Source organism: Kocuria sp. HMSC066H03 (genome assembly GCF_001812045.1).
Classification (GTDB): Bacteria; Actinomycetota; Actinomycetes; order Actinomycetales; family Micrococcaceae; genus Kocuria; species Kocuria rhizophila.
Window position 1 is genome coordinate 337,240 of record NZ_KV807503.1, and the last position, 23,696, is coordinate 360,935.

The 23,696-nt window shown below is 72.0% G+C and carries 23 protein-coding genes; 20 read left to right on the top strand and 3 right to left on the bottom strand.

Annotated features, from left to right (window positions below):
• Positions 1-68 precede the first annotated feature (68 nt).
• Positions 69-1,730, top strand: coding sequence for a GTPase HflX (hflX, locus tag HMPREF2833_RS01440; protein WP_019310911.1), 1,662 nt, complete (start codon positions 69-71; stop codon positions 1,728-1,730).
• Complete coding sequence (locus tag HMPREF2833_RS01445) at positions 1,727-3,784, top strand: ATP-dependent DNA helicase (RefSeq protein WP_019310912.1); 2,058 nt, start codon at positions 1,727-1,729, stop codon at positions 3,782-3,784. Before hflX ends, HMPREF2833_RS01445 begins: the two co-directional genes overlap by 4 nt.
• A 21-nt stretch (positions 3,785-3,805) precedes the next feature.
• Here HMPREF2833_RS01445 and lexA read toward each other — a convergent pair whose 3' ends face one another.
• Positions 3,806-4,564 carry a transcriptional repressor LexA gene (gene lexA / locus HMPREF2833_RS01450; protein WP_070636369.1) on the bottom strand — a complete coding sequence of 253 codons (759 nt, stop codon included), beginning with the start codon at positions 4,562-4,564 and terminating at the stop codon, positions 3,806-3,808.
• Between the two features lie 279 nt (positions 4,565-4,843).
• Between lexA and HMPREF2833_RS01455 the strand changes: the two genes are divergently transcribed.
• The 7 genes from HMPREF2833_RS01455 (at position 4,844) to HMPREF2833_RS01480 (ending at position 9,938) form a co-directional block, all read left to right on the top strand.
• Positions 4,844-5,281 (top strand): LysM peptidoglycan-binding domain-containing protein, encoded by a 438-nt coding sequence (locus HMPREF2833_RS01455; protein ID WP_019310914.1) that lies wholly within the window; start codon positions 4,844-4,846, stop codon positions 5,279-5,281.
• A 45-nt stretch (positions 5,282-5,326) separates the two neighbouring features.
• Positions 5,327-6,430 carry a histidinol-phosphate transaminase gene (locus HMPREF2833_RS01460; RefSeq protein ID WP_019310915.1) on the top strand — a complete coding sequence of 368 codons (1,104 nt, stop codon included), beginning with the start codon at positions 5,327-5,329 and terminating at the stop codon, positions 6,428-6,430.
• Positions 6,431-6,608: 178 nt separating this feature from the next.
• Positions 6,609-7,226 carry an imidazoleglycerol-phosphate dehydratase HisB gene (gene hisB, locus HMPREF2833_RS01465; protein WP_019310916.1) on the top strand — a complete coding sequence of 206 codons (618 nt, stop codon included), beginning with the start codon at positions 6,609-6,611 and terminating at the stop codon, positions 7,224-7,226.
• An 11-nt stretch (positions 7,227-7,237) separates the two neighbouring features.
• Entirely contained in the window at positions 7,238-7,939 is a 702-nt protein-coding gene (hisH, locus tag HMPREF2833_RS01470; protein ID WP_050899518.1) for an imidazole glycerol phosphate synthase subunit HisH, read from the top strand.
• Entirely contained in the window at positions 7,936-8,097 is a 162-nt protein-coding gene (locus HMPREF2833_RS12480; protein ID WP_019310918.1) for a hypothetical protein, read from the top strand. The genes hisH and HMPREF2833_RS12480 overlap by 4 nt, the downstream gene beginning before the upstream one ends.
• A 241-nt stretch (positions 8,098-8,338) precedes the next feature.
• Positions 8,339-9,088 (top strand): bifunctional 1-(5-phosphoribosyl)-5-((5-phosphoribosylamino)methylideneamino)imidazole-4-carboxamide isomerase/phosphoribosylanthranilate isomerase PriA, encoded by a 750-nt coding sequence (gene priA / locus HMPREF2833_RS01475; RefSeq protein ID WP_019310919.1) that lies wholly within the window; start codon positions 8,339-8,341, stop codon positions 9,086-9,088.
• A complete protein-coding gene (locus tag HMPREF2833_RS01480; protein ID WP_070636371.1) occupies positions 9,081-9,938 on the top strand; it encodes an SseB family protein in 858 nt (285 codons plus the stop codon). Before priA ends, HMPREF2833_RS01480 begins: the two co-directional genes overlap by 8 nt.
• A gap of 50 nt (positions 9,939-9,988) precedes the next feature.
• Here HMPREF2833_RS01480 and HMPREF2833_RS01485 read toward each other — a convergent pair whose 3' ends face one another.
• On the bottom strand, positions 9,989-10,438 hold the full coding sequence (locus HMPREF2833_RS01485) for a DUF1844 domain-containing protein (protein WP_070636373.1): 450 nt from the start codon (positions 10,436-10,438) through the stop codon (positions 9,989-9,991).
• Between the two features lie 329 nt (positions 10,439-10,767).
• Here HMPREF2833_RS01485 and infC point away from each other — a divergent pair, with 329 nt between their 5' ends.
• The 9 genes from infC (at position 10,768) to HMPREF2833_RS01530 (ending at position 20,165) form a co-directional block, all read left to right on the top strand.
• Positions 10,768-11,823 carry a translation initiation factor IF-3 gene (gene infC, locus HMPREF2833_RS01490; RefSeq protein WP_246829057.1) on the top strand — a complete coding sequence of 352 codons (1,056 nt, stop codon included), beginning with the start codon at positions 10,768-10,770 and terminating at the stop codon, positions 11,821-11,823.
• A gap of 120 nt (positions 11,824-11,943) precedes the next feature.
• Entirely contained in the window at positions 11,944-12,141 is a 198-nt protein-coding gene (gene rpmI / locus HMPREF2833_RS01495) for a 50S ribosomal protein L35 (RefSeq protein ID WP_016998296.1), read from the top strand.
• A 92-nt stretch (positions 12,142-12,233) separates the two neighbouring features.
• On the top strand, positions 12,234-12,620 hold the full coding sequence (rplT, locus tag HMPREF2833_RS01500) for a 50S ribosomal protein L20 (RefSeq protein ID WP_070636375.1): 387 nt from the start codon (positions 12,234-12,236) through the stop codon (positions 12,618-12,620).
• Positions 12,621-12,628: 8 nt separating this feature from the next.
• On the top strand, positions 12,629-13,591 hold the full coding sequence (locus HMPREF2833_RS01505; RefSeq protein ID WP_070636377.1) for a TrmH family RNA methyltransferase: 963 nt from the start codon (positions 12,629-12,631) through the stop codon (positions 13,589-13,591).
• Complete coding sequence (locus HMPREF2833_RS01510; RefSeq protein WP_070636379.1) at positions 13,588-14,103, top strand: (deoxy)nucleoside triphosphate pyrophosphohydrolase; 516 nt, start codon at positions 13,588-13,590, stop codon at positions 14,101-14,103. The genes HMPREF2833_RS01505 and HMPREF2833_RS01510 overlap by 4 nt, the downstream gene beginning before the upstream one ends.
• Positions 14,100-15,599 (top strand): DHA2 family efflux MFS transporter permease subunit, encoded by a 1,500-nt coding sequence (locus tag HMPREF2833_RS01515; RefSeq protein ID WP_070636381.1) that lies wholly within the window; start codon positions 14,100-14,102, stop codon positions 15,597-15,599. Before HMPREF2833_RS01510 ends, HMPREF2833_RS01515 begins: the two co-directional genes overlap by 4 nt.
• A gap of 314 nt (positions 15,600-15,913) precedes the next feature.
• Positions 15,914-16,972 carry a phenylalanine--tRNA ligase subunit alpha gene (pheS, locus tag HMPREF2833_RS01520; RefSeq protein ID WP_019310927.1) on the top strand — a complete coding sequence of 353 codons (1,059 nt, stop codon included), beginning with the start codon at positions 15,914-15,916 and terminating at the stop codon, positions 16,970-16,972.
• 3 nt (positions 16,973-16,975) lie between these two features.
• Positions 16,976-19,528, top strand: a complete 2,553-nt coding sequence (gene pheT, locus HMPREF2833_RS01525; protein WP_070636383.1) for a phenylalanine--tRNA ligase subunit beta — start codon at positions 16,976-16,978, stop codon at positions 19,526-19,528.
• Between the two features lie 28 nt (positions 19,529-19,556).
• Positions 19,557-20,165, top strand: coding sequence for a hypothetical protein (locus HMPREF2833_RS01530; RefSeq protein ID WP_019310929.1), 609 nt, complete (start codon positions 19,557-19,559; stop codon positions 20,163-20,165).
• A 22-nt stretch (positions 20,166-20,187) separates the two neighbouring features.
• On the opposite strand, the gene HMPREF2833_RS01535 is transcribed toward HMPREF2833_RS01530, so the two are convergent.
• Positions 20,188-21,162, bottom strand: coding sequence for a quinone oxidoreductase family protein (locus tag HMPREF2833_RS01535; protein ID WP_070636385.1), 975 nt, complete (start codon positions 21,160-21,162; stop codon positions 20,188-20,190).
• A gap of 222 nt (positions 21,163-21,384) precedes the next feature.
• On the opposite strand from HMPREF2833_RS01535, the gene argC reads away from it, so the two are divergent.
• Together argC and argJ are read left to right on the top strand one after the other, a co-directional pair.
• On the top strand, positions 21,385-22,434 hold the full coding sequence (argC, locus tag HMPREF2833_RS01540) for an N-acetyl-gamma-glutamyl-phosphate reductase (RefSeq protein ID WP_070636386.1): 1,050 nt from the start codon (positions 21,385-21,387) through the stop codon (positions 22,432-22,434).
• A gap of 50 nt (positions 22,435-22,484) precedes the next feature.
• Entirely contained in the window at positions 22,485-23,690 is a 1,206-nt protein-coding gene (gene argJ / locus HMPREF2833_RS01545) for a bifunctional glutamate N-acetyltransferase/amino-acid acetyltransferase ArgJ (protein WP_070636388.1), read from the top strand.
• Positions 23,691-23,696 lie beyond the last annotated feature (6 nt).

Genomic DNA, 23,696 nt, shown 5'->3' on the forward strand with positions numbered 1-23,696 from the left:
CCCACGGAGTCGTGTCGCCGCCCGGCGCTAGACTGGGCCAACCCGTCACCAGCACAGATCAAGGAACCATGACTGACTCTCTTCCGCCCCGGAACCACGCCTCGGAACCCTCCGAGCGTTCCGGCGAACTGTCCGCCTCGGAACTCGAGGACGTGGTCTCGCGCGTCCTGGCGCGCGCCCGGTCCCGCAACGAGCCCACCGCCACTCAGGACGACGACGCCGCCGCGCCCCGCGCGGGCCACGAGCGTCTCGGACGGGCCCGGGAGCTCGTGGACGAGGAGGACACCTACGTCCCCTCCGACGGGGACCAGCAGGACCTCGCCGAGCGCCACGCGCTGCGGCGCGTGGCCGGACTGTCCACCGAGCTCGAGGACGTCACCGAGGTCGAGTACCGGCAGCTGCGCCTGGAGCGAGTGGTGCTCGCCGGTCTGTACTCCAGCGGCACACTCGCGGACGCGGAGAACTCCCTGCGGGAACTCGCCGCGCTCGCCGAGACCGCGGGCTCCGAGGTCATGGACGGCATGCTGCAGCGGCGCGTGAACCCGGATCCGGGCACGTACCTGGGCTCCGGCAAGGCCCTCGAGCTCAAGGACGTGGTGGCCGCCACCGGTGCGGACACGGTCATCGTGGACGCCGAGCTCGCCCCCTCCCAGCGGCGCGCGCTCGAGGACGTGGTCAAGGTCAAGGTCATCGACCGCACCGGCCTGATCCTGGACATCTTCGCGCAGCACGCGAAGTCCAAGGAAGGCAAGGCCCAGGTGGAGCTCGCGCAGCTGGAGTACATGCTCCCGCGGCTGCGCGGCTGGGGCGAGTCCCTGTCCCGCCAGGCCGGCGGCCGGGCGGCGTCGGGCGAGGGCATCGGCAGCCGCGGACCGGGTGAGACCAAGATCGAGCTGGACCGCCGTCGCATTCGCCAGCGGATGGCCAAGCTGCGCCGGGAGATCGCGGCCATGAAGCCCGCCCGGGAGACCAAGCGGTTGAACCGCAAGCGCAACTCGGTGCCCTCCGTGGCGATCGCGGGCTACACCAACGCCGGGAAGTCCTCCCTGCTGAACCGGCTCACGGACGCCGGTGTGCTCGTGGAGAACGCCCTGTTCGCCACCCTGGACCCCACGGTGCGCAAGGCGCAGACCCCGGACGGCATCGGCTACACCCTGGCGGACACCGTGGGCTTCGTGCGGTCCCTTCCCACGCAGCTGGTCGAGGCGTTCCGCTCCACGCTCGAGGAGGTCGCGGACGCGGACGTCATCGTCCACGTGGTCGACGCCTCCCACCCGGATCCGGAGGGTCAGCTCAAGGCCGTGCGGGACGTTCTCACGGACGTGGGGGCCAACGACATCCCCGAGATCGTGGCCCTCAACAAGGCGGACATCGCGGATCCCGTGGTGCTCGCCCGGCTGCGCAACCACGAGAGCCCCTCCGTGGCGGTCTCGGCACGCACGGGAGAGGGCATCGAGGAGCTGCAGCGGCTGATCTCCGGCGCCATCCCACGGCCCGACCACGAGCTGGACCTCCTGGTCCCGTACACCCACGGGGAAGTGGTGTCACGGCTCCACGCTCAGGACGCGGAGATCCTCAGCACCGAGCACACCCCCGAGGGCACACGTCTGCACGTGCGGGTGCGCGAAGACCTGGTGGACGACCTCGAGCGCTACCTCAGTGCCCCCCACACCCCTGCCGGGGACGAGGCCCAGGGGCGGGAGCAGGCGCAGGACTCGCAGGGCGCATGAGCGCACCGTTCATCGACGAGACCGGCAAGGACGTTTCGGAGGTCCGCCCGGAGTCCCTCCCCGGTGGCGCGGACGCCCTCGAGCTGCTCGACGCCGCCGTCACCGCCCTCGGGGGGCAGCGGCGGGACGGTCAGCGCTTCATGGCGGCCAAGGTGGCCGAGGCCCTGCAGACCCACCGCCACCTGCTGGTGCAGGCGGGCACGGGCACGGGCAAGTCGCTCGCCTACCTGGTTCCCGCGCTGGTCCACGCCAGGACCTCGGACAAGCCGGTGGTGGTGGCCACGGCCACCCTGGCCCTGCAGTCGCAGATCACCGGCCGCGACGTCCCCCGCCTGCTCGACGCACTGGAGGACGAGCTCGACGACCGCCCGGACGTGGCCCTGCTCAAGGGACGCTCCAACTACGCGTGCCTGCACAAGGTGGAGGGCGGGTACCCGGAGGACGACGACGCCGCTCTGTTCAGCGCTCCGGTCGCACCGTCCGGCGGCGTGGGAACGGACCGCCCTCTCGGAGGGCTGGCGCAGCAGGTTCTCCGCCTGCGCGAGTGGGTCGAGACCACCGAGAGCGGGGACCGGGACGACATCCAGCCGGGGGTCTCGGACGCCGCGTGGCGCCAGGTCTCCGTGACGGCCAAGGAGTGCCTGGGGCGCAAGTGCCCGCTCGTGGAGGAGTGCTTCGCGGAACGTGCCCGCGCTCAGGCGGGTGAGGCGGACATCGTCATCACCAACCACGCCCTCCTCGCGATCAACGCCTTCGAGGGCCTCGCGGTGCTCCCGGAGCACGACGTCGTCATCGTGGACGAGGCGCACGAGCTGCGCGACCGGGTCACCGGCGCGGTCACGGCGTCGTTGTCCGCGGCGGCCGTGCGCGCGGCGAGCACCGCCGTCCGCAAGCACACGGCGGCCTCCAGCGACGCGCTGGAACGCGCCGCGCAGGCCTTCGACAAGGCGTTCGACGACGAGGACTCGGGTCTGCTGCCCCGGGGATTCACCGAGGAGCAGGTCTACGCGGTGCGGGGGATCCAGGACGCCGCCCGCACGGGACTCAGCGACACCAAGGGCGATTCCAAGGGAGAGGACGCCGGACGGCACGCCGCGCGTTCGCGGCTCTCGGAGCTGCTGGACACCTCCGAGCGCATGCTCGGGGCGGACACCGCGCACGACGTCCTGTGGGTTTCGCGTGTGGGCCGGTGGAGCCCCACGGAGGGGTACGTGGGCACCTCGGCGGGAGAGCCTGCCACGCTCAGCATTGCGCCCCTGAGCGTGGCGGGGCCCCTGCGCGAGGGCCTCTTCGACGGCCGCACGGTGGTGCTCACCTCCGCGACACTGGCCGTGGGGTCGTCCTTCTCGTCGGTCGCCGGGTCCCTCGGCCTGCAGGGCCCGGGGGCGCCCCCCTGGCGGGGCGTGGACGTGGGAAGCCCCTTCGACTACCGCCGCCAGGGGATCCTCTACGTGGCCAAGCACCTGGCCAAGCCCGGGAGGGGAGTCTCGGAGGAGCAACTGGGCGAGCTGCTCGAGCTGCTCGAGGCCTCCGGAGGCGGGGCGCTCGGCCTGTTCTCCTCACGACGCGCGGCGGAGGACGCCGCAGAGGCGTTGCGGGAGCGGACCGAGCTGCCCATCCTGTGCCAGGGGGACGCCTCGCTGCCCTCTCTCGTCAAGGCGTTCACGGACGACCCCGCGGCCAGCCTGTTCGGCACCATGAGCCTGTGGCAGGGGGTGGACGTCCCCGGGCAGTCCTGCCGGCTGGTGGTGATCGACCGGATCCCGTTCCCCCGCCCGGATGATCCACTGGGCACCGCCCGCACCCGTGCCGCCGAGCGCGCCGGGGGCAACGGCTTCATGACGGTGTCCGCCTCGCACGCGGCTGTTCGGCTCGCCCAGGGCGCGGGACGGCTGATCCGTGCGAGCGGGGACAAGGGTGTGGTGGCGGTTCTGGACTCCCGCCTTGCGACGGCCCGCTACGGGTCCTTCCTCGCCCGGTCGCTGCCCCCGCTGTGGCCCACCACGGACAAGTCCACCGTGCTGGGGGCGCTGCAGCGGCTGGGCCGGCAGTGAGGTGAGGGCCCCGCGCCGCCGCTACAGAGAGCGCAGGACGGAGACGACCTTGCCCATCACGGTGGCGTGGTCGCCGAGTATGGGTTCGTAGCGGGTGTTCTGCGGCAGGAGCCAGGTGTGGCCGTCGCGCTGCCGGAAGGTCTTCACCGTGGCCTCGTCGTCCAGCAGGGCAGCCACGACGTCCCCGTTCTCCGCGGAGTTCTGCTGGCGCACGACCACCCAGTCGCCGTCGCAGATGGCGGCGTCGATCATCGAGTCCCCGGCGACCTTGAGCATGAACAGCCGGCCGTGGCCCACGAACTGCCGTGGCAGCGAGTAGACCTCCTCGACGGACTGCTCGGCGGTGATGGGGCCGCCCGCGGCAATGCGGCCCACCAGGGGCACGGGCACCATGGTGTCGTCCTCGTCCGCGGCGGGCACCGAGCCCAGGGTGGGCGTGAGGGGCGAGACCGTGGCACCGCCGGAGGCTTCACCCTCCTGGGGATCCTCCTTGCCCAGGTGGTGGTCCAGCTCCTGCTGGCTGAGCGGTCGCAGCACCTCCATGGCCCGGGGGCGTCGGGGGTCACGGCGGAGGTACCCCCACTTCTCCAGCTGACCGAGCTGGTGCGTGACGCTCGACAGGGACGCGAGCCCCACGATGTCCCCGATCTCCCGCATGGACGGAGGGTACCCCCGCGTGGCGATCGAGCGCTGCACGGCGCCCAGGATCCTCGCCTGACGGTCCGAGAGTGTTCGAACGGGTCGGCCAGGTGTCTGCTGAGCGGGGGAAGTGGTGCTCACGAGCGGGGTCCTTTCGCCGTGCCGCACAGGGCGTGCCCGGGGGCCGGGCCGCGGACCGCTTATGCGTGTCGGAGACGTGGGGTCGACTGTCACATGTGTGGGGCCAGCTTAACCCGGGTGACCTGCGCATTCAAATATGTGTTCGAAACGGACCTCGACACCGTTCGTACATCCGTGCTAGAACTGTCACCAGACATTCGAAGATGTGTTCTACCCGCTACCGCGGTTCGAACACCGCCGCCCGGTGGGCGGCATCGACCGGAACACCAGGAGGTTGCCATGACCGCTCTCATCATGCCGAGGCCCGTTCGCCGGGCCACCGGAGTACGTGGCCAGTCCAGCATCCAAGCCGGTGTCGCCCGTCAGCAGGACGCCGCCGGCGGGGCAGGGCACGATCTCGGACCGGGGATCATGCGCTTGACCCGCCGCGGCAGACTGCTGCTGATCGGACTGCCCGTGGTCACCGGAGCCGCAGCGCTGCTCGTGGTGGCCGCGGTGTTCCTGCTGCCGCCCACCGTCAACGCCTCCACGGACCCCGTGGGTGAGCCCGTGACCCAGAGCGTCACGGTGCAGGCCCGGCAGAGTCTGTGGGAGATCGCGGTGGCCGCCGACCCCGACCGCGACCCGCGGGAGGTCATGGACGACATCGCGGAGCTCAACGGCCTCAGCTCGTCCCAGCTCTCGGCCGGCCAGGTCCTCGAAGTTCCGGCCCGGTAGGCCCTGCTGACTCTGCGGCCCCTGCGGGCCCGATAGGATGAACCGGTGAATTCCGCCGCAGATCCTCTGGCCTCCCTCCCGATGCGTGACGACCTGCAGGGGATGTCCCCGTACGGGGCTCCGCAGCTGCAGGTGGAGGTCGCGCTGAACACCAACGAGAACACCCACCCCGTTCCCGACGCCGTCGTGGACGCGATCACGGATCGTGTGAACCTCGTGGCCGGGGCGCTGAACAGGTACCCGGACCGGGACTTCACCGCCCTGCGGAAGGCCCTGGCCTCCTACCTGGGGCACGGCCTCGACGAGCGGAACATCTGGGCGGGCAACGGCTCCAACGAGGTGCTGCAGCAGATCCTCCAGGCCTTCGGGGGACCGGGGCGTTCTCTCCTCAGCTTCGTTCCCACGTACTCCATGTATCCGTTGCTCGCACTGGGAACGGGCACACGGTTCATCGCGGGGGAGCGGGACGCCGACTTCTCCCTCACGGCGGACGCCGCGGCCCGGCAGGTGGCCGAGCACGCGCCCAGCGTGGTGTTCCTGTGCTCGCCCAACAATCCCACGGGGACCGCTCTCGAGCTCGACGTGGTCGATGCCGTGTGCCGCGCCGGAGAGGCGCACCGCACGGTCGTGGTGGTGGACGAGGCCTACGCCGAGTTCGCCCGCGGGGGAACACCGTCCGCGCTGACCCTGCTCGAGGACCGCCCCCGGCTCATCGTGTCCCGGACCATGAGCAAGGCCTTCGCCCTGGCTGGAGCCCGCCTCGGCTACTTCGCGGCGGCGCCGGAGATCGCGGATGCCATGCGGCTCGTCCGGTTGCCCTACCACCTGTCCTCCGTCACCCAGGCCACCGCGCTGGCGGCACTCGAGCACCACGGTGCGCTGCTGGCCACCGTGGAGGGCATCAAGACCCAGCGTGACCGGATCGTGCGGGAACTCACCCGTCTGGGGCTCGCACCGTCGGCGTCGGACTCGAACTTCGTGTTCTTCGACTGCGGCGGAGACGCGCACGCGATGTGGCAGGCCCTCCTGGACGACGGGGTGCTCGTGCGGGACGTGGGGATTCCCGGGCACCTGCGGGTCACCGCCGGCACGGAGACCGAGACGTCCGCGTTCCTGGACGCCGTGACGGGGTACCTGTCCGCGCGCTGAGTCACGACGGACCCACGGTCGCCGGAGGCCGGGGGCTGGCTGCGGGCGGCGCGTCGGCCAGGGCGCGGAGCAACTGCGGTCCCGCCTAGACTGGAACGACCCGCGCGCACCACGCGTCCCGCCATTGCCGGACCGGCCGCGCGCGGGCGGATCGAACCACGAGGAGTCAGTGCCAGACATGAGTGCGACCGAGAAGCAGCGCACCGCCACGGTGGAACGCGTCACGAGCGAGTCCACGGTGCGGGTGAGCCTGGACCTGGACGGCACGGGCACCTCCCGCATCGACACGAGCGTGCCGTTCTACGACCACATGCTCACCGCCCTGTCGAGGCACTCGCTCATCGACCTGGACGTCACGGCGCACGGGGACACCCACATCGACGTCCACCACACGGTCGAGGACACGGCCATCGTGCTGGGCGAGGCATTGCGGGAGGCGCTCGGGGACAAGCGCGGGATCCGCAGGTTCGGGCAGGCCACTGTTCCCCTGGACGAGGCCCTCGCCTCGGCGGTGGTGGACGTCTCCGGCCGCCCCTACGTGGTGCACACCGGAGAGCCCGAGGGACAGCAGTACCACCTGATCGGTGGCCACTTCACGGGGTCCATGACCCGTCACGTGCTGGAGTCCCTGGCCCACCACGCGCAGCTGTGCCTGCACATGGACGTGGTGCGCGGGAGGGACCCCCACCACATCGTGGAGGCGCAGTTCAAAGCGCTGGCCCGTGCACTGCGCGAGGCCGTGGAGCTGGATCCGCGGATGGCCGGCACCATCCCGTCCACCAAGGGCGCCCTGTGAGCGCCGAGGTGATGGACGCGCAGGACGCGCCGAGCGTCGTCGTGCTGGACTACGGCGCGGGGAACGTGCGCTCGGCGGTCCGCGCGCTGGAGGCCGCGGGCGCGCGCGTGCGACTCAGCGCGGACCCGCGCGACGTCCTGGACGCGGACGGGCTCGTGGTGCCGGGCGTGGGTGCGTTCGAAGCGGTGATGGAGGGGCTGCGGTCGGTGGACGCCCCCCGGCTCATCGACCGGCGCGTGAGTGGCGGCCGCCCCGTGCTGGGGATCTGCGTGGGTCTGCAGGTGATGTTCGACCGCGGCGTGGAGCACGGCCGCGAGACCGCGGGCCTCGCGCAGTGGCCCGGAACCGTGGAGCGACTGGCCGCGCCCGTGGTGCCCCACATGGGCTGGAACACGGTGCGCCCGCCCGAGGAATCGGTGCTCTTCCGGGGCCTCGAGAACGAGCGCTTCTACTTCGTGCACTCCTACGGTGTGCAGGACTGGGCGTTCGACCAGAGCATCGAGGTCATGGCTCCTCCCGCCGTGACCTGGTCCGAGCACGGCACGCCGTTCGTGGCCGCGGTGGAGAACGGACCGCTGAGTGCCACGCAGTTCCATCCCGAGAAGTCCTCGCACGCGGGGATCGCCCTGCTGCGCAACTGGCTGGCCACGCTGCCTCGCACGGGCCGGCTGGACGACCGTCTTTCCGACCCCGCAACGGAGCATGCCTCATGACCGCCTCGGTCCTCGTCCTCGTCGCCGGCGCCTTCTTCGTCGGTGGCGCCATATCGTTCGCCCAGCAGCGCAAACCCGTGTGGTCGATCGTGCTGCTCGCCCTGGTCGCCGCCGCGCTGATCGGATACGGCGCGTACTCGTGGTTCACGAGCGTGTGAGCACGTTTTTCGGCACGGCGGGCGTGCTGCCGGTGACGCGGTGCGCAGCCCCGCCCAGGACCTGACCCGGCTCGCCACACCGGGCGTCGCCCCGGACCTGATCCTGCTCGCCGCCTCGGCGCCGCATCCGAGACCCGGATCGGCGGAAGGACCGGGGCAGGCTCCCGAACCGGCCACCCCGCGCCCCACGGCGCGGACACCATTCGACGGCGCGCCGTCCGGCGCCCACGTGAGGAGACCCATGACAGAGAACACCGACCGTCGGCTCGAGCTGCTGCCCGCCGTGGACGTGCAGGGCGGGCAGGCCGTGCGCCTGGTCCAGGGCGAGGCCGGTTCCGAGACCGGCTACGGAGATCCACTGGAGGCCGCGCGTGCCTGGCAGGAGGCCGGGGCCGAGTGGCTGCACCTCGTGGACCTGGACGCCGCGTTCGGCCGAGGTGACAACATCGAGGTGCTGCGCCGTGTGGCGGAGAACCTCGACCTGAAGATCGAGATGTCCGGGGGCATCCGGGACGACGAGTCGCTCGAGCGCGTGCTGTCCCTGCGTCCCGCGCGCATCAACCTGGGCACGGCCGCGCTCGAGAACCCGCAGTGGACGCACCGCGTGATCGCGGAGCACGGGGACGTCATCGCCGTGGGCCTCGACGTGCGCGGCACCACGCTCGCGGCTCGCGGCTGGACCCGGGACGGCGGGGACCTCTGGGAGGTCCTGGACCGGCTCGAGGCGGACGGCTGCGCGCGCTACGTGGTCACGGACGTCACCAAGGACGGAACGCTGCGCGGACCCAACACCGAGCTGCTGGCGGAGGTCGCGCGCCGCACCGAGAAGCCCGTGGTGGCCTCGGGCGGCATCTCCTCTCTGGAGGACATCGCCGCGCTGCGCGAGCTGGTCCCCTCGGGTGTGGAGGGAGCCATCGTGGGCAAGGCGCTCTACGCGGGCAAGTTCACGCTCGCGCAGGCCCTCGACGTCGCGGGGCGCCCCGGTGCCTGACGACGCCGCCCGCCCCCTTCCCCCTCACATCGCCGCGCAGCTGCGCTCGGCCGGCGGCCCCACCGACACCGGCGGCCAGGCCTGGGAAGGGCGCAACCTGGGGGAGGGCACGAGCCACACCCACCAGTTCCCAGACGATCCCGGGACCGCCGACCCCGGCGCCGCCCGTGCGCTCGCCGCGTGGCGGGACGGCCAGGCGGGGGAGCAGAACGTGGTGGCCGCACTGGCCGGCATCCGCGTGTTCGTCCCGATCGTCGCCCAGGTCTCGCGCTCACACATCACGCAGGACGGGCTGGTCTCGGACAAGGAAGCCGACATGGCGCTCGTGAGCCTGCAGGCCTCCGACGGGCGCAAAGCCCTGCCTGTGTTCACCTCCACCGAGGCGCTGAGCGCGTGGAACCGGGACGCCCGTCCGGTGGCGGCGGACATCCGCCGTGCCGCGCTGTCCGCGGTGCAGGAAGGCTCGTCGCTGCTCGTGGTGGATCCGGCGTCGGACCCGGCCTTCGTGGTGCGGCGCCCGGCGCTGTGGGCCGTGGCCCAGGGGAGGGAGTGGACGCCGTCGTACCGGGACTTCGCCGTGGACGACGCCGTGACCCGCGCGGCGGTGGGAATCCCCGGGATCGTCTCCGCGATCGCGGAACCGGGCCGGGGTGTCCACGGCGTGCGCGCCGATGCCGCGGTGCTGCGCGGCGGGGGAGAGGGCCCTGAGCTCACGGTGTCGCTGCAGCTGAGGGCCGGACTTCCGGAGCCCGAGGTCCGTGCGGCCGTGCAGGCGTTCCAGGAGGCCCTGGCGGGGGAAGAGGTCGTGGCCGAGAACGTGGACTCGGTCCAGGTCCGACTCACGTCCTGACAGCTGCGGCCCCCGACGACGTCGGGAGCCGCAGCCCGTGGTGGCCCGGCTCAGCCGTAGACGGGTCCGGTGAACTTCTCCCCGGGGCCCGCGCCGGGGGCGTCCGGGAACGGGGACGCCTCGCGGAACGCGAGCTGCAGGGACTTGAGCCCGTCGCGCAGCGGGCCGGCGTGCTGCGAACCGATCTCCGGTGCGGCGGCGGTGACGAACCCGGCCAGGGCCGTGATCAGCTTGCGGGCCTCGTCCAGGTCCTTGAGCTCGTCGGCGTTCTCCTCCGCGGCCAGACCGCACTTCACGGCCGCCGCACTCATGAGGTGGACCGCCGCCGTGGTGATGACCTCCACGGCCGGGACCTCGGCGATGTCCCGCATCTGGTGGTTGACCTCGTCGAGGGCCACCTGGGGCAGCTCGGCGGAGCCGGCGGCGGGGGTATGCTCCGTGGTGCCCGCGGACGGGTTGGCGGTGAATTCGAAGCGCTCGGGGCGCGGTTGCTCGGACATGGTCTCCACTGTAGAACAGCGGGACCGGCGCGCCGAGGTCACGAGAGTCTGGTGCAGGCGTGCCCGGGTGCTGCGGGCCGAGGCGGTCCCGACCAGGCGAGGGGAGCATCACACCACAGCGGACGGAGCCCGAGGGGACTGGCGCGCCAGCGTGGCGGTGCGCTAGGATAATGAGCAGTGTGCAAGCGGAGGCAACTCCCACCCGCCGCCGATCCCGGGACATCCCGGGACCCACCAGGCGTGCGGGTCCCAGACCTGAACGGTCCCACCGTCCTCGGACGGTGTCTCCGATTCGCGGTCTCCGTGTGGTGTCCAACCTCCGTTTGCGCGTGCCGCAACGGAGGTTTTGTCGTTGTGGCGGCAGTCCCGCTCACGGGGTCACCCACGAAACTCAGGAGATTGGCATTAGCGATCCACGTATCAATGACAGAATCCGTGTCCCGGAAGTCCGTCTGGTCGGACCTGGCGGCGAACAGGTCGGCATCGTGCGCGTCCAGGACGCGCTGCGGCTGGCCCGTGAATCGGATCTCGATCTGGTCGAGGTCGCCCCGAACGCCAAGCCTCCCGTCGCCAAGCTCATGGACTTCGGCAAGTACAAGTACGAAGCCGCGGTCAAGGCCCGCGAGTCCCGCAAGAACCAGGCCAACACGGTTCTCAAGGAAGTGCGTTTCCGTCTGAAGATCGACACGCACGACTACGAGACCAAGGTCGGCCACGCCAAGCGCTTCCTCTCCGCGGGGGACAAGGTCAAGGCCATGATCCAGTTCCGCGGTCGTGAGCAGCAGCGCCCCGAGATGGGCGTGCGCCTGCTCGAACGGCTCGCGAACGACGTCGCCGAGGTCGGCGCGGTGGAGACCAACCCCCGCGTGGACGGACGCAACATGGTCATGGTCATCGGCCCCCTCAAGAACAAGGCCGAAGCCCGTGCCGAGGCCCGCAAGCAGCAGCAGCGGGAAAACTCCAAGGCCGAGAACCAGCGCAAGCAGCGCGTGGACACCTCCGCGCCCGAGACGGTGACCCAGTCCATCGGGGACGCGTTCCCCGAGGAGCTGCGCAACGCGGCGTCAGCACCGGCCGAGGACCAGACGGTGGAGAGCGCCCCGCTGGCTCCGGAGGACGAGGTCAAGGCCACGGTGGCGCCGGCCGCCGAGACCACGGAGACCAAGGTCGAGCCGAGCGCTCCCGCGGCGGAGTCCGCTGAGCCGAAGGCCGAGCCTTCCAAACCCGCGGCCAAGCCGGCGGCGAGCAAGCCCGCGGCGGACACCCCGTCCGCAGCGGCCAAGCCTGCCGCGGCCAAGCCCGCAGCCTCCCCGGCCAAGCCGGGTGCGCCGAAGCCCGGTGCGCCCAAGCCGAGTGCGGGCAAGCCGGGTCCTGCCAAGAAGTAGCGGCACCAGGAATTGACAGCGTCGGGCGTGCGATCGTCCGGCACCAGCGTGGTCGCGGCCGCCCAGCCGCGACCCACCGGTGTGCCCCACACCGGTCGATGTAAGAAGGAGACGGCCACCATGCCGAAGATGAAGACCCACAGCGGAGCCAAGAAGCGCTTCAAGCTCACCGGCTCGGGCAAGGTCAAGCGCCAGCAGGCCAACCGCCGCCACTACCTGGAGCACAAGTCCTCCCGCCTGACCCGCCGCCTCGCGAGCGACCAGATCGTCTCCACCCCGGGTGAGGCCAAGGCCATCAAGCGGATGCTGGGCAAGTAAGCCCCTTCGCCGTCCAGTCAGAAGTTCGCCGCGAGAGCGGCGGGTAGTCATGTTCCGGTGAGCGCCGGGACCAGATCGTTAGGAGTACACACGTGGCACGTGTGAAGCGGGCAGTCAACGCCCACAAGAAGCGTCGGGAAGTCCTCGACAAGGCATCGGGCTACCGCGGTCAGCGTTCGCGCCTGTACCGCAAGGCCAAGGAGCAGATGCTCCACTCGTACACCTACTCGTACAACGACCGCCGCAAGAAGAAGGGCGACTTCCGTCGGCTGTGGATCCAGCGCATCAACGCCGCGTCCCGCGCCAACGGCCTGACCTACAACCGCTTCATCCAGGGCCTGAAGGCCGCTGAGGTCGAGGTGGACCGCCGCATGCTGGCCGAGCTGGCCGTCAGCGACGAGACCGCGTTCGCGGCCCTGGTCCAGGTGGCCAAGGAGGCCCTGCCGGAGGACACCTCCGCGCCCCGCACCGCCGCCTGAGTGCTGCCGTGACGTTCGTCGAGCGCCTGGAAGACCGGTTGCTGTCCAACCCCCGTGCCGATCGGGTGAGGGACGTGGCCGCGTTGACCAGGCGCTCGATGCGTTCCAAGCGCGGCCTGTTCCGCGCAGAGGGCCCTCAGAACGTGCGGGAGGCGGTGCGTCTGGCGCTCGACGCCGCCCGCCCACCCCACCGGGGCCGGTCGCTTCCCGCCCTGGACGCCGTGTACGTAACGCGACAGGAGCTCGAACGCCATCCGGGGATCGCCGCGGACCTCGAGGCGCTCGAGTCCCGGCGGGACGTGTTCCTCCGCATGGTCACCCCCGAGGTGCTCGGGGCCATGACCGACGCCGTGACCCCCCAGGGGATGCTCGCGGTGTGCCGCCTTCCCGAGGTCTCGGTGCTGGACGCGCTCGCGGACGCCCAGCTGGTGTGCGCGCTGGCCCGGGTGCAGGATCCCGGCAACGCCGGAACCGTGGTGCGCGCCGCCGATGCGGCCGGTGCCGGTGCCGTGGTGTTCTCCGAGGGCAGCGTGGACCCGTTCAACCCCAAGGCCGTGCGCTCCACGGCGGGTTCCCTCTTCCACCTCCCCGTGCTCACGGGAGTGGAGCTCTCATCCTTCGTGGCCTCGGCCCGGGACCGCTCCCTGCGAGTCCTCGCGGCGGACGGCTACGCGCAGGCCACCGTGGACGAGCTCGCCGACGCCGCCCTGCTGCGTGCAGCGGGTGTCGCACCGGTGGTGGAGGACGACGTGCGGCTGGAGGATCCCACGGTCTGGCTGTTCGGCAACGAGGCGCAGGGCCTCTCGGATGACGAACGGGACCTCGCGGACCTGGCGGTGGCCGTGCCCCTGTACGGGCGGGCGGAGTCCCTCAACGTGGGCACCGCCGCGACCGTGTGCCTCTACGCCTCGGCGAGCGCGCAGCGGCGGGCGGACAGCGGGGTCGTCACCGAGCGGCGCGAAACCCCGTGACCGGCGGGGCCCCCCGGACGCGCGTGGTCGGGGCCGCGATCCTTGACGACGCGGCGTCGCCCACCCGCGTGCTCGCGGCCCAGCGAGCGTACCCCGAGTCCCTGCGCGGGCTGTGGGAGTTCCCCGGCGGCAAGCAGGAACCGGGGGAGGGCGCTCGCGACGCCCTGCTGCGGGAGTGCCGCGAGGAGCTCGGGGTGCACCTGGACCTGCTGTCCGAGGTGGGACCACCGGAACCCCACGGCTGGCCGCTCACCGGCTCCGCCGTGATGCGGGTGTTCACCGCCGTGCTGCGCGGTCCGAGGGACCTGCGGTCCGCGGATGCCCCTGAACCTCGGCACCCCGTGTCGCCCGAACGGGTGCTCGAGGAGCGGGTCCGCACCGGTGAGGACCACCTGGACGTCCGGTGGCTGCCGCTGGACGACCCTGCCGCAGTCCTGGCGCTGCCGTGGATACCCGCGGACCTGCCCATCGTGGCAGCCCTGCTCGAGATGCTGGGAACGGAGCGCGCATGAGTCACACCACCGCCGAGAGACGGGGCGGCACCGACCCGCAGGCGTGGCGCGCCCTGTGGGCCCTGGTGCTCGGCTTCTTCATGATCCTGGTGGACGCCACGATCGTCTCCACCGCCATCCCGGCCATCACCGCCGGCCTGCGCACGGACATCTCCGGGGTGCTGTGGGTCACGAGCGGCTACCTGCTGGCCTACGCGGTGCCGCTGCTCATCACAGGACGGCTGGGGGACCGGCTGGGGCCGCGGACGGTGTACCTGTGGGGCCTGGCCGTCTTCACGGGGGCGTCCCTGTGGTGCGGCTTCGCCCAGGACATCACCGCCCTGGTGGTCGCACGCGTGGTCCAGGGTCTCGGGGCGGCCCTGATGTCCCCGCAGACCATGACCGTGATCACCCGCATGTTCCCGGCCGCCACGCGCGGTGCGGCGCTCGGGATCTGGGGTGCCACGGCGGGTGTGGCCACGCTCGTGGGTCCGCTGCTCGGCGGGGTCCTGGTGGACCTCGCAGGGTGGCGCTGGATCTTCTGGGTCAACGTGCCGGTGGGGATCTTCGCGTTCTGGCGCGCCGCGGTGCACCTGCCGCGGCTGCCCGTGCGCAGCCACTCCCTGGATCTCGTGGGCGTGGTCCTCTCCGGGCTCGGGCTGTTCCTCGTGGTGTTCGGCATCCAGGAGGGGCAGAGCCACGAGTGGTCCACCGTGGTGGGGCCCGTCACGATCCCCATGGTGATCGGTGCCGGAGTGCTGGTGCTCGTGGCGTTCCTCGCGTGGCAGGCCGTCACGCCCGCCGAACCGCTCGTGCCGCTGCGGCTGCTCACGCGGCGCAACTTCACGCTCGCCAACGTGGCCATGGCCGCCGTGAGCCTCACCGTGAACTCCATGATCATCCCCGCGATGCTCTACCTGCAGGTGGTGCGCGGACTGGACCCCACGGTGGCCGCGCTGACCTACGCACCCATGTCCCTGCTCTCTGCGGTCCTCGCCCCTTTCGTGGGCCGGGCCCTGGGGCGGGTGGCACCGCGGACCATCGCACTGCCCGGGATGCTGATCATGGCCGCCGGGCTGGCCGCGTACGCCCTGAGCCTGCGCCCCGGGACCTCCGTATGGCTGCTGGCCGCGCTGACGCTCGTGATCGGGCTGGGCAGCGCCATGATCTGGTCCCCGGTCTCGCTCACGGCCACCTCGGACCTCGCCCCGGACGTCGTGGGTGCGGGCTCGGGGGTGTTCAACGCCACCCGGCAGGTCTCGGCCGCCGTGGGCAGCGCCATGATGGCCGTGCTCATACAGGCCCAGCTGGCCGCGAACCTGCCGGCCGGGGCGGCAAGCGGCGACCTCGCCACGGGAGGCTCGGGGCAGGGCCTGCCGGAGCAGCTGCAGCCGGGATTCGCCCTCGCGATGTCCCACTCGCTGCTGCTGCCGGTGGCGGTGCTCGTCCTCGGTGCCGTGGCCACCGCGTTCTTCCGCGCCCCCGGTCGCACGCGCCCTGACCGGACTGCTGACTGAACCACTGGCCCAGGCACTGCCCGAACCACACCGCCCGATCGAACGACTGACCCGAGCACTGCCCGAACCACCCCCGACAGGACGGGGCCTGGCCGCACGTGCTCAGACCGGCCCCGCCCGCACCCGCGGCGGTGCGCGTGGCCCCGGCGGGTCCGCGAGCGGCGTCGCCGGCTCCTGACGGGCGGACGGCGCGGGCGCATCCACTAGACTGACCGTGCCCGTTCGCCCCGGCGGCGGGCACCGCCGTGTCCCGCGGCGAGCGCGCCCCAGGGACACGGAGCACCCCGTCCGCGAGCGCAGGAACGCGAGAAACCATGTCCGAGACCACACCGTCCGCCGCGGTGGACCCCACCGACGAGGCGGCCGTCACCGCCGCCGTCGAGGACGCGCTGAGCGCGATCCGGGCCGCCGCGGATCTGCCCGAACTCAAGACCGTCCGGCTCGCCCACGCGGGGGAGAAGTCCCCCCTGGCGCTCGCCAACCGGGCCATCGGCGGACTGGACAAGGCGGCGAAGGCCACCGCCGGCAAGCTCGTGGGGCAGGCGCGCGGACGCGTGAACAAGGCGATCGCCACGCGCACCGCCGAGCTCGAGGAGGAGCGGGACGCCCGGATCCTCGTGGAGGAGGCCGTGGACGTCACGGCGGCCACGCGGCGTCGTCGGATGGGCGGGCGCCACCCGCTGAACACCCTGATGGAGCAGATCGGGGACATCTTCGTGGGCATGGGCTGGGAGGTCGCGGAGGGCCCCGAGCTCGAGCACGAGTGGTTCAACTTCGACTCCCTCAACTTCCAGCCGGACCACCCGGCACGTCAGCTGCAGGACACGTTCTTCGTGGACCCGCCGTCCTCGCACCTGGTGCTGCGCACCCACACCTCGCCCGTGCAGATGCGCTCGCTGCTGGAGCGCGAGCTGCCCGTGTACGTGGTGTGCCCCGGCAAGACGTACCGCACGGACGAGCTGGACGCCACGCACACCCCCGTGTTCCACCAGGTGGAGGGCATCGCGGTGGACGAGGGGCTGTCCATGGCGGACCTCAAGGGCACCCTCACGCACTTCGCGCGCACCATGTTCGGGCCGGAGGCCGCCATCCGGCTGCGCCCCAACTACTTCCCGTTCACCGAGCCCTCTGCCGAACTGGACGTGTGGCACCCCACGGCCAAGGGCGGGCCGCGGTGGATCGAGTGGGGCGGCTGCGGCATGATGCACCCCAACGTCCTGCGCGCCGCGGGCATCGACCCCGAGCGCTACTCCGGCTTCGCGTTCGGCATGGGCATCGAGCGGACCCTGATGTTCCGCAACAACGTCCCGGACATGCACGACATGGTCGAGGGCGACGTCCGTTTCAGCGAGCACTTCGGGATGGAGATCTAGAGCATGCGTATTCCCCTGTCATGGCTGCGCGAGTACGCGCCCGTCCCCGAGGACGCCACCGCCGAGGACGTCCTGGCCACCCTGGTGAAGGTCGGCCTGGAGGAGGAGGACGTCCACCGCCCCACGGACTCCCTGTCCGGGCCGATCGTGGTGGGCCAGGTGCTCACCATGGAGCCGGAGACCCACTCCAACGGCAAGACCGTGAACTGGTGCACCGTGCGCGTGGTGCCCGAGGGCCAGGAGCAGACGCTCACCGGCAAGGGCATCGAGGCCTCCGGTGTGCAGGGCATCATCTGCGGCGCCCACAACTTCTCGGTGGGGGACAAGGTGGTCGTCACCCTGCCCGGTGCCGTGCTGCCCGGTGACTTCCGGATCTCCGCGCGCAAGACCTACGGCCACACCTCGGCGGGCATGATCGCCTCCGTGCGTGAGCTGGGAATCGGCGAGGACCACGACGGCATCCTGGTGCTCTCCCGGCTCGGACTGGACCCCGAGATCGGCTCCGACGCCATGGAGCTGCTGGGCCTCTACGACTCCGCCGCCGAGGTCAACGTGACTCCGGACCGCGGCTACGCGTTCTCCCTGCGCGGGATCGCCCGCGAGTACTGCAACGCCGTGCGCGCCCCGTTCACGGATCCCGTGGCCCAGCTGGCACCGTCCGTGCCCGCCCCCACGCAGGACGGCTTCCCGGTCACGATCGACGACGCCGCCCCCATCCACGGCCGCGCCGGGTCCAACCGCTTCGCGGTGCGCGTGGTGGAGGGTGTGGACGCATCCCGGCCCACCCCGCCGTGGCTGGCCTCGCGGCTGCGCCTGGCGGGCATCCGCTCGGTGAGCCTGCCCGTGGACATCTCCAACTACGTGATGCTCCAGTACGGCCAGCCCATCCACACCTACGACGCGGACACCCTGCAGGGTGGGATCACCGTGCGACGGGCCGCTGCGGGGGAGACGCTGACCACGCTGGACGGCAAGGACCGCACGCTGGACACCGAGGACCTCGTGATCGCGGACGAGTCCGGTGCCATCGGCCTCGCGGGCGTGATGGGCGGCGCCGCCACGGAGGTGAGCGGGTCCACCACCCGGATCCTCGTGGAGGCCGCCCGTTTCGACGAGGTCTCGATCGCCCGCACGGCACGGCGGCACAAGCTGCCCTCGGAGGCGTCCAAGCGCTACGAGCGCGGTGTGGACCCGCAGCTCGCACCGGTGGCCGCGCAGCGTGTGGTGGACCTGCTGGTCGAGCTGGCGGGTGGGGCGGACACCGGTCGCGTCACGGACGTGGACCACACGCAGGCACCCACCCCGATCGACCTGGCGGCCGGCTACCCCACGGCGCGCGTGGGTGTGGACTACTCCCCGGAGGTCGTGGAGCGCACGCTCACGGCGATCGGGGCGGACGTCACCGAGACGGGCGACGGCTGGATCGTGACCCCGCCGTCCTGGCGCCCCGACCTCACGGGCGAGGACGACCTCGTCGAGGAGATCGCCCGACTGGACGGCTACGACAAGATCCCGAACCGGCTCCCCGTGGCCCCTCCCGGCCGCGGATTCACGCGCTCGCAGGCCGCACGACGCCGCGTGGCCACCACCCTCGCGGCAGCGGGCCTCACCGAGGTGCTCAGCTACCCGTTCGTGGCCCAGGCGGACAACGACCGCTGGGGCAGCCCCGAGGGGGCGCGCGTGCCCTCGATCAGGCTGGCGAACCCCATCAGCGAGGCACAGCCCCTGCTGCGGGTCAGCATCCTGCCCGGTCTGCTGGAGGTGCTCAAGCGCAACCACTCCCGCGGGTTCCGGGACCTCGCGCTCTACGAGATCGGCCACGTGTTCCTCGCCGCGGGCTACACCCCGGACACGCAGCCGGTGCCGCCCCTGGGCGCGCGCCCCATGGACCCGGACCTGGACCGCCTCCACGCCGCCGTGCCGGACCAGCCGCGCAAGCTCGCCGCGGTGCTGGCGGGTCACGACGCCGCCGCTGGCCCGTGGGTCACGCCGCGCGCCTACGACTGGCAGGACGCACTCGACGTCGCCGAGCTCGCCGCGCGCAGCGCCGGTGTCGAGCTGGAGGTGGCCCAGGGCCGTCACGCCGCGTTCCACCCCGGCCGCACGGCCGAGCTGCGCACACCGGACGGCGCCGTGATCGGCGTGGCCGGCGAGCTGCACCCCAAGCTCGTGGCGGCCGAGGGCCTGCCGGAGCGCACGTGCGCCGTGGAGCTGGACCTCTCTGCCCTGCTCGAGCGGGAAGCACCCGCCGTGGTGGCGCAGCCCATCTCGGGCTACCCCGCCGCCACGCAGGACGTCGCCCTCGTGGTGGACGACTCCGTGACGGCCGCGCAGCTGCTGGAGACGGTGCGCCGTGGTGCCGGTGAGCTGCTGGAGTCCGCCGACGTCTTCGACGTGTACGCGGGCACGGGCATTCCGGAGGGGAAGAAGTCCGTGGCCATCGCGCTGAGGTTCCGGGCCCCGGACCGGACGCTCACCGCGGACGAGGCCTCGCAGGCCCGCGAGGCCGCCGTGGCGGCGGCCCGTGACGCCCACGGCGCCGAGATCCGCAGCTAGCACCCCCACCCCCACCACAAGGAGCGTCGTGTCCCCCGATTCCCGCGAACTCATCGACTTCCACGAGCAGCAGGACGACCACGCCCCGAGGTCCCGGGGCTGGCTCGTCGTGAGCATGGCGCTCGTGGGTGCGGTGCTCACGGTGGTGCTGGGGGTGCTGTGCGCACTGTCCTTCGAGAAGGCCTCGCGTCTGGAGGACGTGGCGGGGGAGACCATGGTGGTGTCCGGGACGTACCAGACCCTCACCAAGGACCTGGACACGCAGGACTACAACGGGATCTACTCGGGCACCATGCCCGCGAACGACCTCGTGGTGCAGCACCCGTTCGACAACCGGCTCAACGATCCGCAGCAGAAGGCGGAGGGGGACCAGATCACGTTCCGGGGCACCCAGACCGGGGTTCAGGACGCGGACTTCCCCCGGGACGTCGACGCCCTGCTCGCCGTGCGCGACGGCAACCTCACGGTCGTGGAGACGGACGTCCCGGGAACTTACGGCACGGAGGGGGTGACCGAGTCCACGGTCACCACCCAGCGGGTCAAGGCCACCGCGTGGGGTGCGAGCGCTCTGCTGTGCGCCCTGCTGACCGTGTGGGGCGTGCGTCGCACCCACCGCGGGGTGCGCGTGGGCGTGTGAGTCGTGGTTCTGCGGACCGTGCTCAGGGCACGAGCAGCAGCTTGCCCTGCGTGGTGCGGGACTCGAGATCCCGGTGCGCCGCGGCGGCGTCGGCCAACGGGTGGGTCCCGCCCACCCGCACGGTGAGGTCGCCGCTGCCCACCGCGTCGGTGAGCTCGGACCACCGCCAGGCGCGCTCCTGCGCGTCCCGGAGGTAGTGGGCGAGCGACGGCCGCGTCACGTAGAGACCTCCCGCGCCGTTGAGCCGCTGCAGGTCGAACGGGGGCACCTGGCCCGAGGCTCCGCCGAAGAGCACCACGGTGCCGCGCACGCGGGTGGCGCGCAGGGACTCGTCAAAGGTGCTGCGCCCCACGGAGTCGTAGACCACGTCCGCGCCTGCTCCGTCGGTGAGCTCCCGCACCCGCTCCGCGAACCCCTCGTAGCCGAGCACGTGGTCCGCGCCCAGCCCACGCGCCGTCTCCTCCTTCTCCGGCGTGGAGGTCAGGGCGATCACGGTGGCGCCCACGCGCTTCAAGAGCTGGATCGCCAGCCCGCCCACGCCGCCGGAGGCCGCCGTGAGCACGGCGGTGTCCCCGGGGCCCAGCCGGACCGTGGAACGCACCAGGTAGTGGGCGGTGAGGCCCTGCAGGGGGAGGGCCGCGGCGGTCCCTGAACCCATGTCCTCGGGGACGGGCAGGACCGTGTCCGCGGAGACCACGAAGTGCTCTGCGTACGTGGCACGGGCCTCGGCGGTGGCGATCCGCTGCCCCACCGAGACCTCCGTGACCTCCGCTCCCACGGCCGTGACGACACCGCACCCCTCGGCCCCGGGCGTGAACGGGAAGGACACGGGGTAGACCCCGGAGCGCTGGTAGGTCTCGATGAAGTTCACCCCTGCGGCCTCGGTGCGCACGAGCACCTCGCGCGGGCCCGGAGCGGGCACGGGCAGCTCGTCGAGCCGGAGGACCTCGGGGTCCCCGGCCTGCCGGGCAACGATGGCCTGCATGGTGGTGGTCATGGTGCGGTCTCCTTCGTGGGACACGTCAGACGGTGCACGACAGCTCGCTGCTGGGCGACGGCGTGCGGGCGGGGCGGGGGCGGTCCCGACCGGGCGGTGCCTCTCCGGCCAGTCTCACCCGCCCCCGTGCACGGGGCAACCCCGGTGGAGGGGCGGGTGGCCGGACAGCCCCTGGTGAATAAGTATTGAATAGAGTGCATAGAAATACGCTATGCTGATCGCATGACCTACACCGCAGCAGTCTCGGGCGCCACCGGCTACGCGGGCGGAGAGGTGCTCCGCCTGCTGTGCGGGCACCCGGAGATCGAGATCACCACCGTCACCGCCCACTCCTCGGCCGGACGCCGCCTGGGCGAGCTGCAGCCGCACCTGCACGAGCTTGCGGACCGGGAGGTCCTGGAGACCACCGCGGAGAACCTCGCGGGGCACGACGTCGTGTTCCTGGCCCTGCCGCACGGCCAGTCCGCCGCGGTGGCCGCGCAGCTGCCACCGGAGACCGTGGTGGTGGACGCCGGTGCGGACCACCGGCTCGCGTCCGCCGAGGCGTGGCAGACGTTCTACGGCACGGAGCACGCGGGCACGTGGCCGTACGGTCTGCCCGAGCTGATCGTGGATCCGAGCGGGCGCACGCAGCGGGACCGTCTGCGTGGGACCGCTCGCATCGCCGTGCCGGGGTGCTACCCCACGGGTTCGCTGCTCGCGCTGGCACCGGCGCTCGCGGCCGGCGTCGTGGCGCCCGAGGACCTCGTGGTCGTCGCCGCGTCGGGCACCTCGGGGGCGGGCAAGTCCGCCAAGCCGCACCTGCTGGGCGCGGAGACCATGGGGTCCATGTCCCCCTACGGGGTGGGCGGAGGGCACCGGCACACGCCCGAGATCGAGCAGGGCCTGGGGTGGGCCGGGGGCACGGAGGTCTCCCTGTCCTTCACTCCCACCCTGGCTCCCATGCCCCGGGGAATCCTCACCACGGCCACCGCCGTGCTCCGACCCGGCGTGGACGAGGCCCGGGTGCGGGAGGTGTACCGCGCGGCCTACAGGCACGAGCCGTTCGTCCACCTGCTCCCGGAGGGTCAGTGGCCGGCCACCCAGTCCGTGCTGGGGTCCAACCACGCGGCCCTGCAGCTCGCGGTGGATCCGCACGCGGGGCGCCTCGTGGTGACCTCCGTGATCGACAACCTCACCAAGGGGACCGCCGGGGGAGCGGTGCAGTCCGTGAACCTGGCCCTCGGCCTGCCCGAGACCACGGGCCTGACAGTTCAGGGGGTGGCTCCGTGACCGGTCCCGTCGCAGCCCATCCCTCCCCAAGCACAGGAGCAGAGACACCCATGACGTCCCACGATCCCGTTCCCGAGATCCCCGTGAGCACGAGCGCCGGTGTGTGTGCCGCCGCGGGATTCACCGCGGCGGGCGTGGAGGCGGGCTTCAAGACCTCCGGCGGCCTCGACCTCGCGCTCGTGGTCAACGCCGGGCCGGAGTTCGCCGCCGCGGCCCAGTTCACCTCCAACCGCGTGGCCGCGGCTCCCGTGCACTGGTCCCGGGAAGTGGTGCGCGCAGGATCTGTGCGCGCCGTGGTCCTGAACTCCGGCGGCGCGAACGCGTGCACGGGCCCCGAGGGATTCCAGAACACCCACACCACGGCGGAGCTGGTGGGACAGGAGCTGGGCATCGGCGCGGGGGATGTGGTGGTGTGCTCCACCGGGCTGATCGGGGAGCAGCTGCCCATGGACGTGGTGCGCCGCGGCGTCCCCGAGGTGGCGCGTGCGCTCGCGGCCGGACAGGACGCCGGACGGCGGGCCGCGGAGGCCATCATGACCACGGACTCCGTCTCCAAGCAGGCCAGTGCCTCCGGCCCCGGGTGGACCGTGGGGGGCATGGCCAAGGGCGCGGGAATGCTCGCCCCGGGGCTCGCCACGATGCTCGTGGTGCTCACCACGGACGCCGTCATGGCCCCGGACGCGCTGGACCTCGCCCTGCGGGAGGCCTGCCGTGTGACGTTCAACCGCACGGACTCGGACGGCTGCATGTCCACCAACGACACCGTGGTGCTGATGTCCTCCGGGGCGTCGGGCACGGCCGCGGAGCAGGGAGAGTTCACCCGGGCCCTGACCGCGGTGTGTTACAGCCTCGCGCAGCAGCTCATCACGGATGCGGAGGGCGCGTCCCACGACATCGCGATCACCACGGTGGGCGCGGCCACCGAGACGGAGGCCGAGGACGTCTCCCGCACGGTGGCGCGCTCCAACCTGCTCAAGACCGCGGTGTTCGGCAACGACCCCAACTGGGGCCGGGTGCTCTCCGCGGTGGGCACCACGCAGGCCCAGTTCGACCCCGACCGGATCGACGTCACCATCAACGGGGTGACGGTGTGCCGCAACGGCGGCATCGGTGACCCGCGCGAGGGCGTGGACCTGGCGGCGTCGCGCGCGGTGGACATCGTGATCGACCTGAAGACCGGGGACGCCCGAGCCACCGTGTGGACCAACGACCTCACCCACGACTACGTCGAGGAGAACAGCGCCTACTCGAGCTAGGCCGAC

What these genes read in the sequence shown, in the direction of transcription:
- pheS (WP_019310927.1), top strand. Translation starts at nt 15,914, where the DNA reads ATGTCCGAGACCACACCGTCCGCCGCGGTGGACCCCACCGACGAGGCG.
- argJ (WP_070636388.1), top strand. Translation starts at nt 22,485, where the DNA reads ATGACGTCCCACGATCCCGTTCCCGAGATCCCCGTGAGCACGAGCGCC.
- HMPREF2833_RS01485 (WP_070636373.1), bottom strand. Translation starts at nt 10,438, where the DNA reads ATGTCCGAGCAACCGCGCCCCGAGCGCTTCGAATTCACCGCCAACCCG.
- HMPREF2833_RS01445 (WP_019310912.1), top strand. Translation starts at nt 1,727, where the DNA reads ATGAGCGCACCGTTCATCGACGAGACCGGCAAGGACGTTTCGGAGGTC.
- HMPREF2833_RS01535 (WP_070636385.1), bottom strand. Translation starts at nt 21,162, where the DNA reads ATGACCACCACCATGCAGGCCATCGTTGCCCGGCAGGCCGGGGACCCC.
- HMPREF2833_RS01455 (WP_019310914.1), top strand. Translation starts at nt 4,844, where the DNA reads ATGACCGCTCTCATCATGCCGAGGCCCGTTCGCCGGGCCACCGGAGTA.
- rpmI (WP_016998296.1), top strand. Translation starts at nt 11,944, where the DNA reads ATGCCGAAGATGAAGACCCACAGCGGAGCCAAGAAGCGCTTCAAGCTC.
- HMPREF2833_RS12480 (WP_019310918.1), top strand. Translation starts at nt 7,936, where the DNA reads ATGACCGCCTCGGTCCTCGTCCTCGTCGCCGGCGCCTTCTTCGTCGGT.
- HMPREF2833_RS01515 (WP_070636381.1), top strand. Translation starts at nt 14,100, where the DNA reads ATGAGTCACACCACCGCCGAGAGACGGGGCGGCACCGACCCGCAGGCG.
- priA (WP_019310919.1), top strand. Translation starts at nt 8,339, where the DNA reads ATGACAGAGAACACCGACCGTCGGCTCGAGCTGCTGCCCGCCGTGGAC.
- hflX (WP_019310911.1), top strand. Translation starts at nt 69, where the DNA reads ATGACTGACTCTCTTCCGCCCCGGAACCACGCCTCGGAACCCTCCGAG.
- argC (WP_070636386.1), top strand. Translation starts at nt 21,385, where the DNA reads ATGACCTACACCGCAGCAGTCTCGGGCGCCACCGGCTACGCGGGCGGA.
- pheT (WP_070636383.1), top strand. Translation starts at nt 16,976, where the DNA reads ATGCGTATTCCCCTGTCATGGCTGCGCGAGTACGCGCCCGTCCCCGAG.
- hisH (WP_050899518.1), top strand. Translation starts at nt 7,238, where the DNA reads ATGGACGCGCAGGACGCGCCGAGCGTCGTCGTGCTGGACTACGGCGCG.
- hisB (WP_019310916.1), top strand. Translation starts at nt 6,609, where the DNA reads ATGAGTGCGACCGAGAAGCAGCGCACCGCCACGGTGGAACGCGTCACG.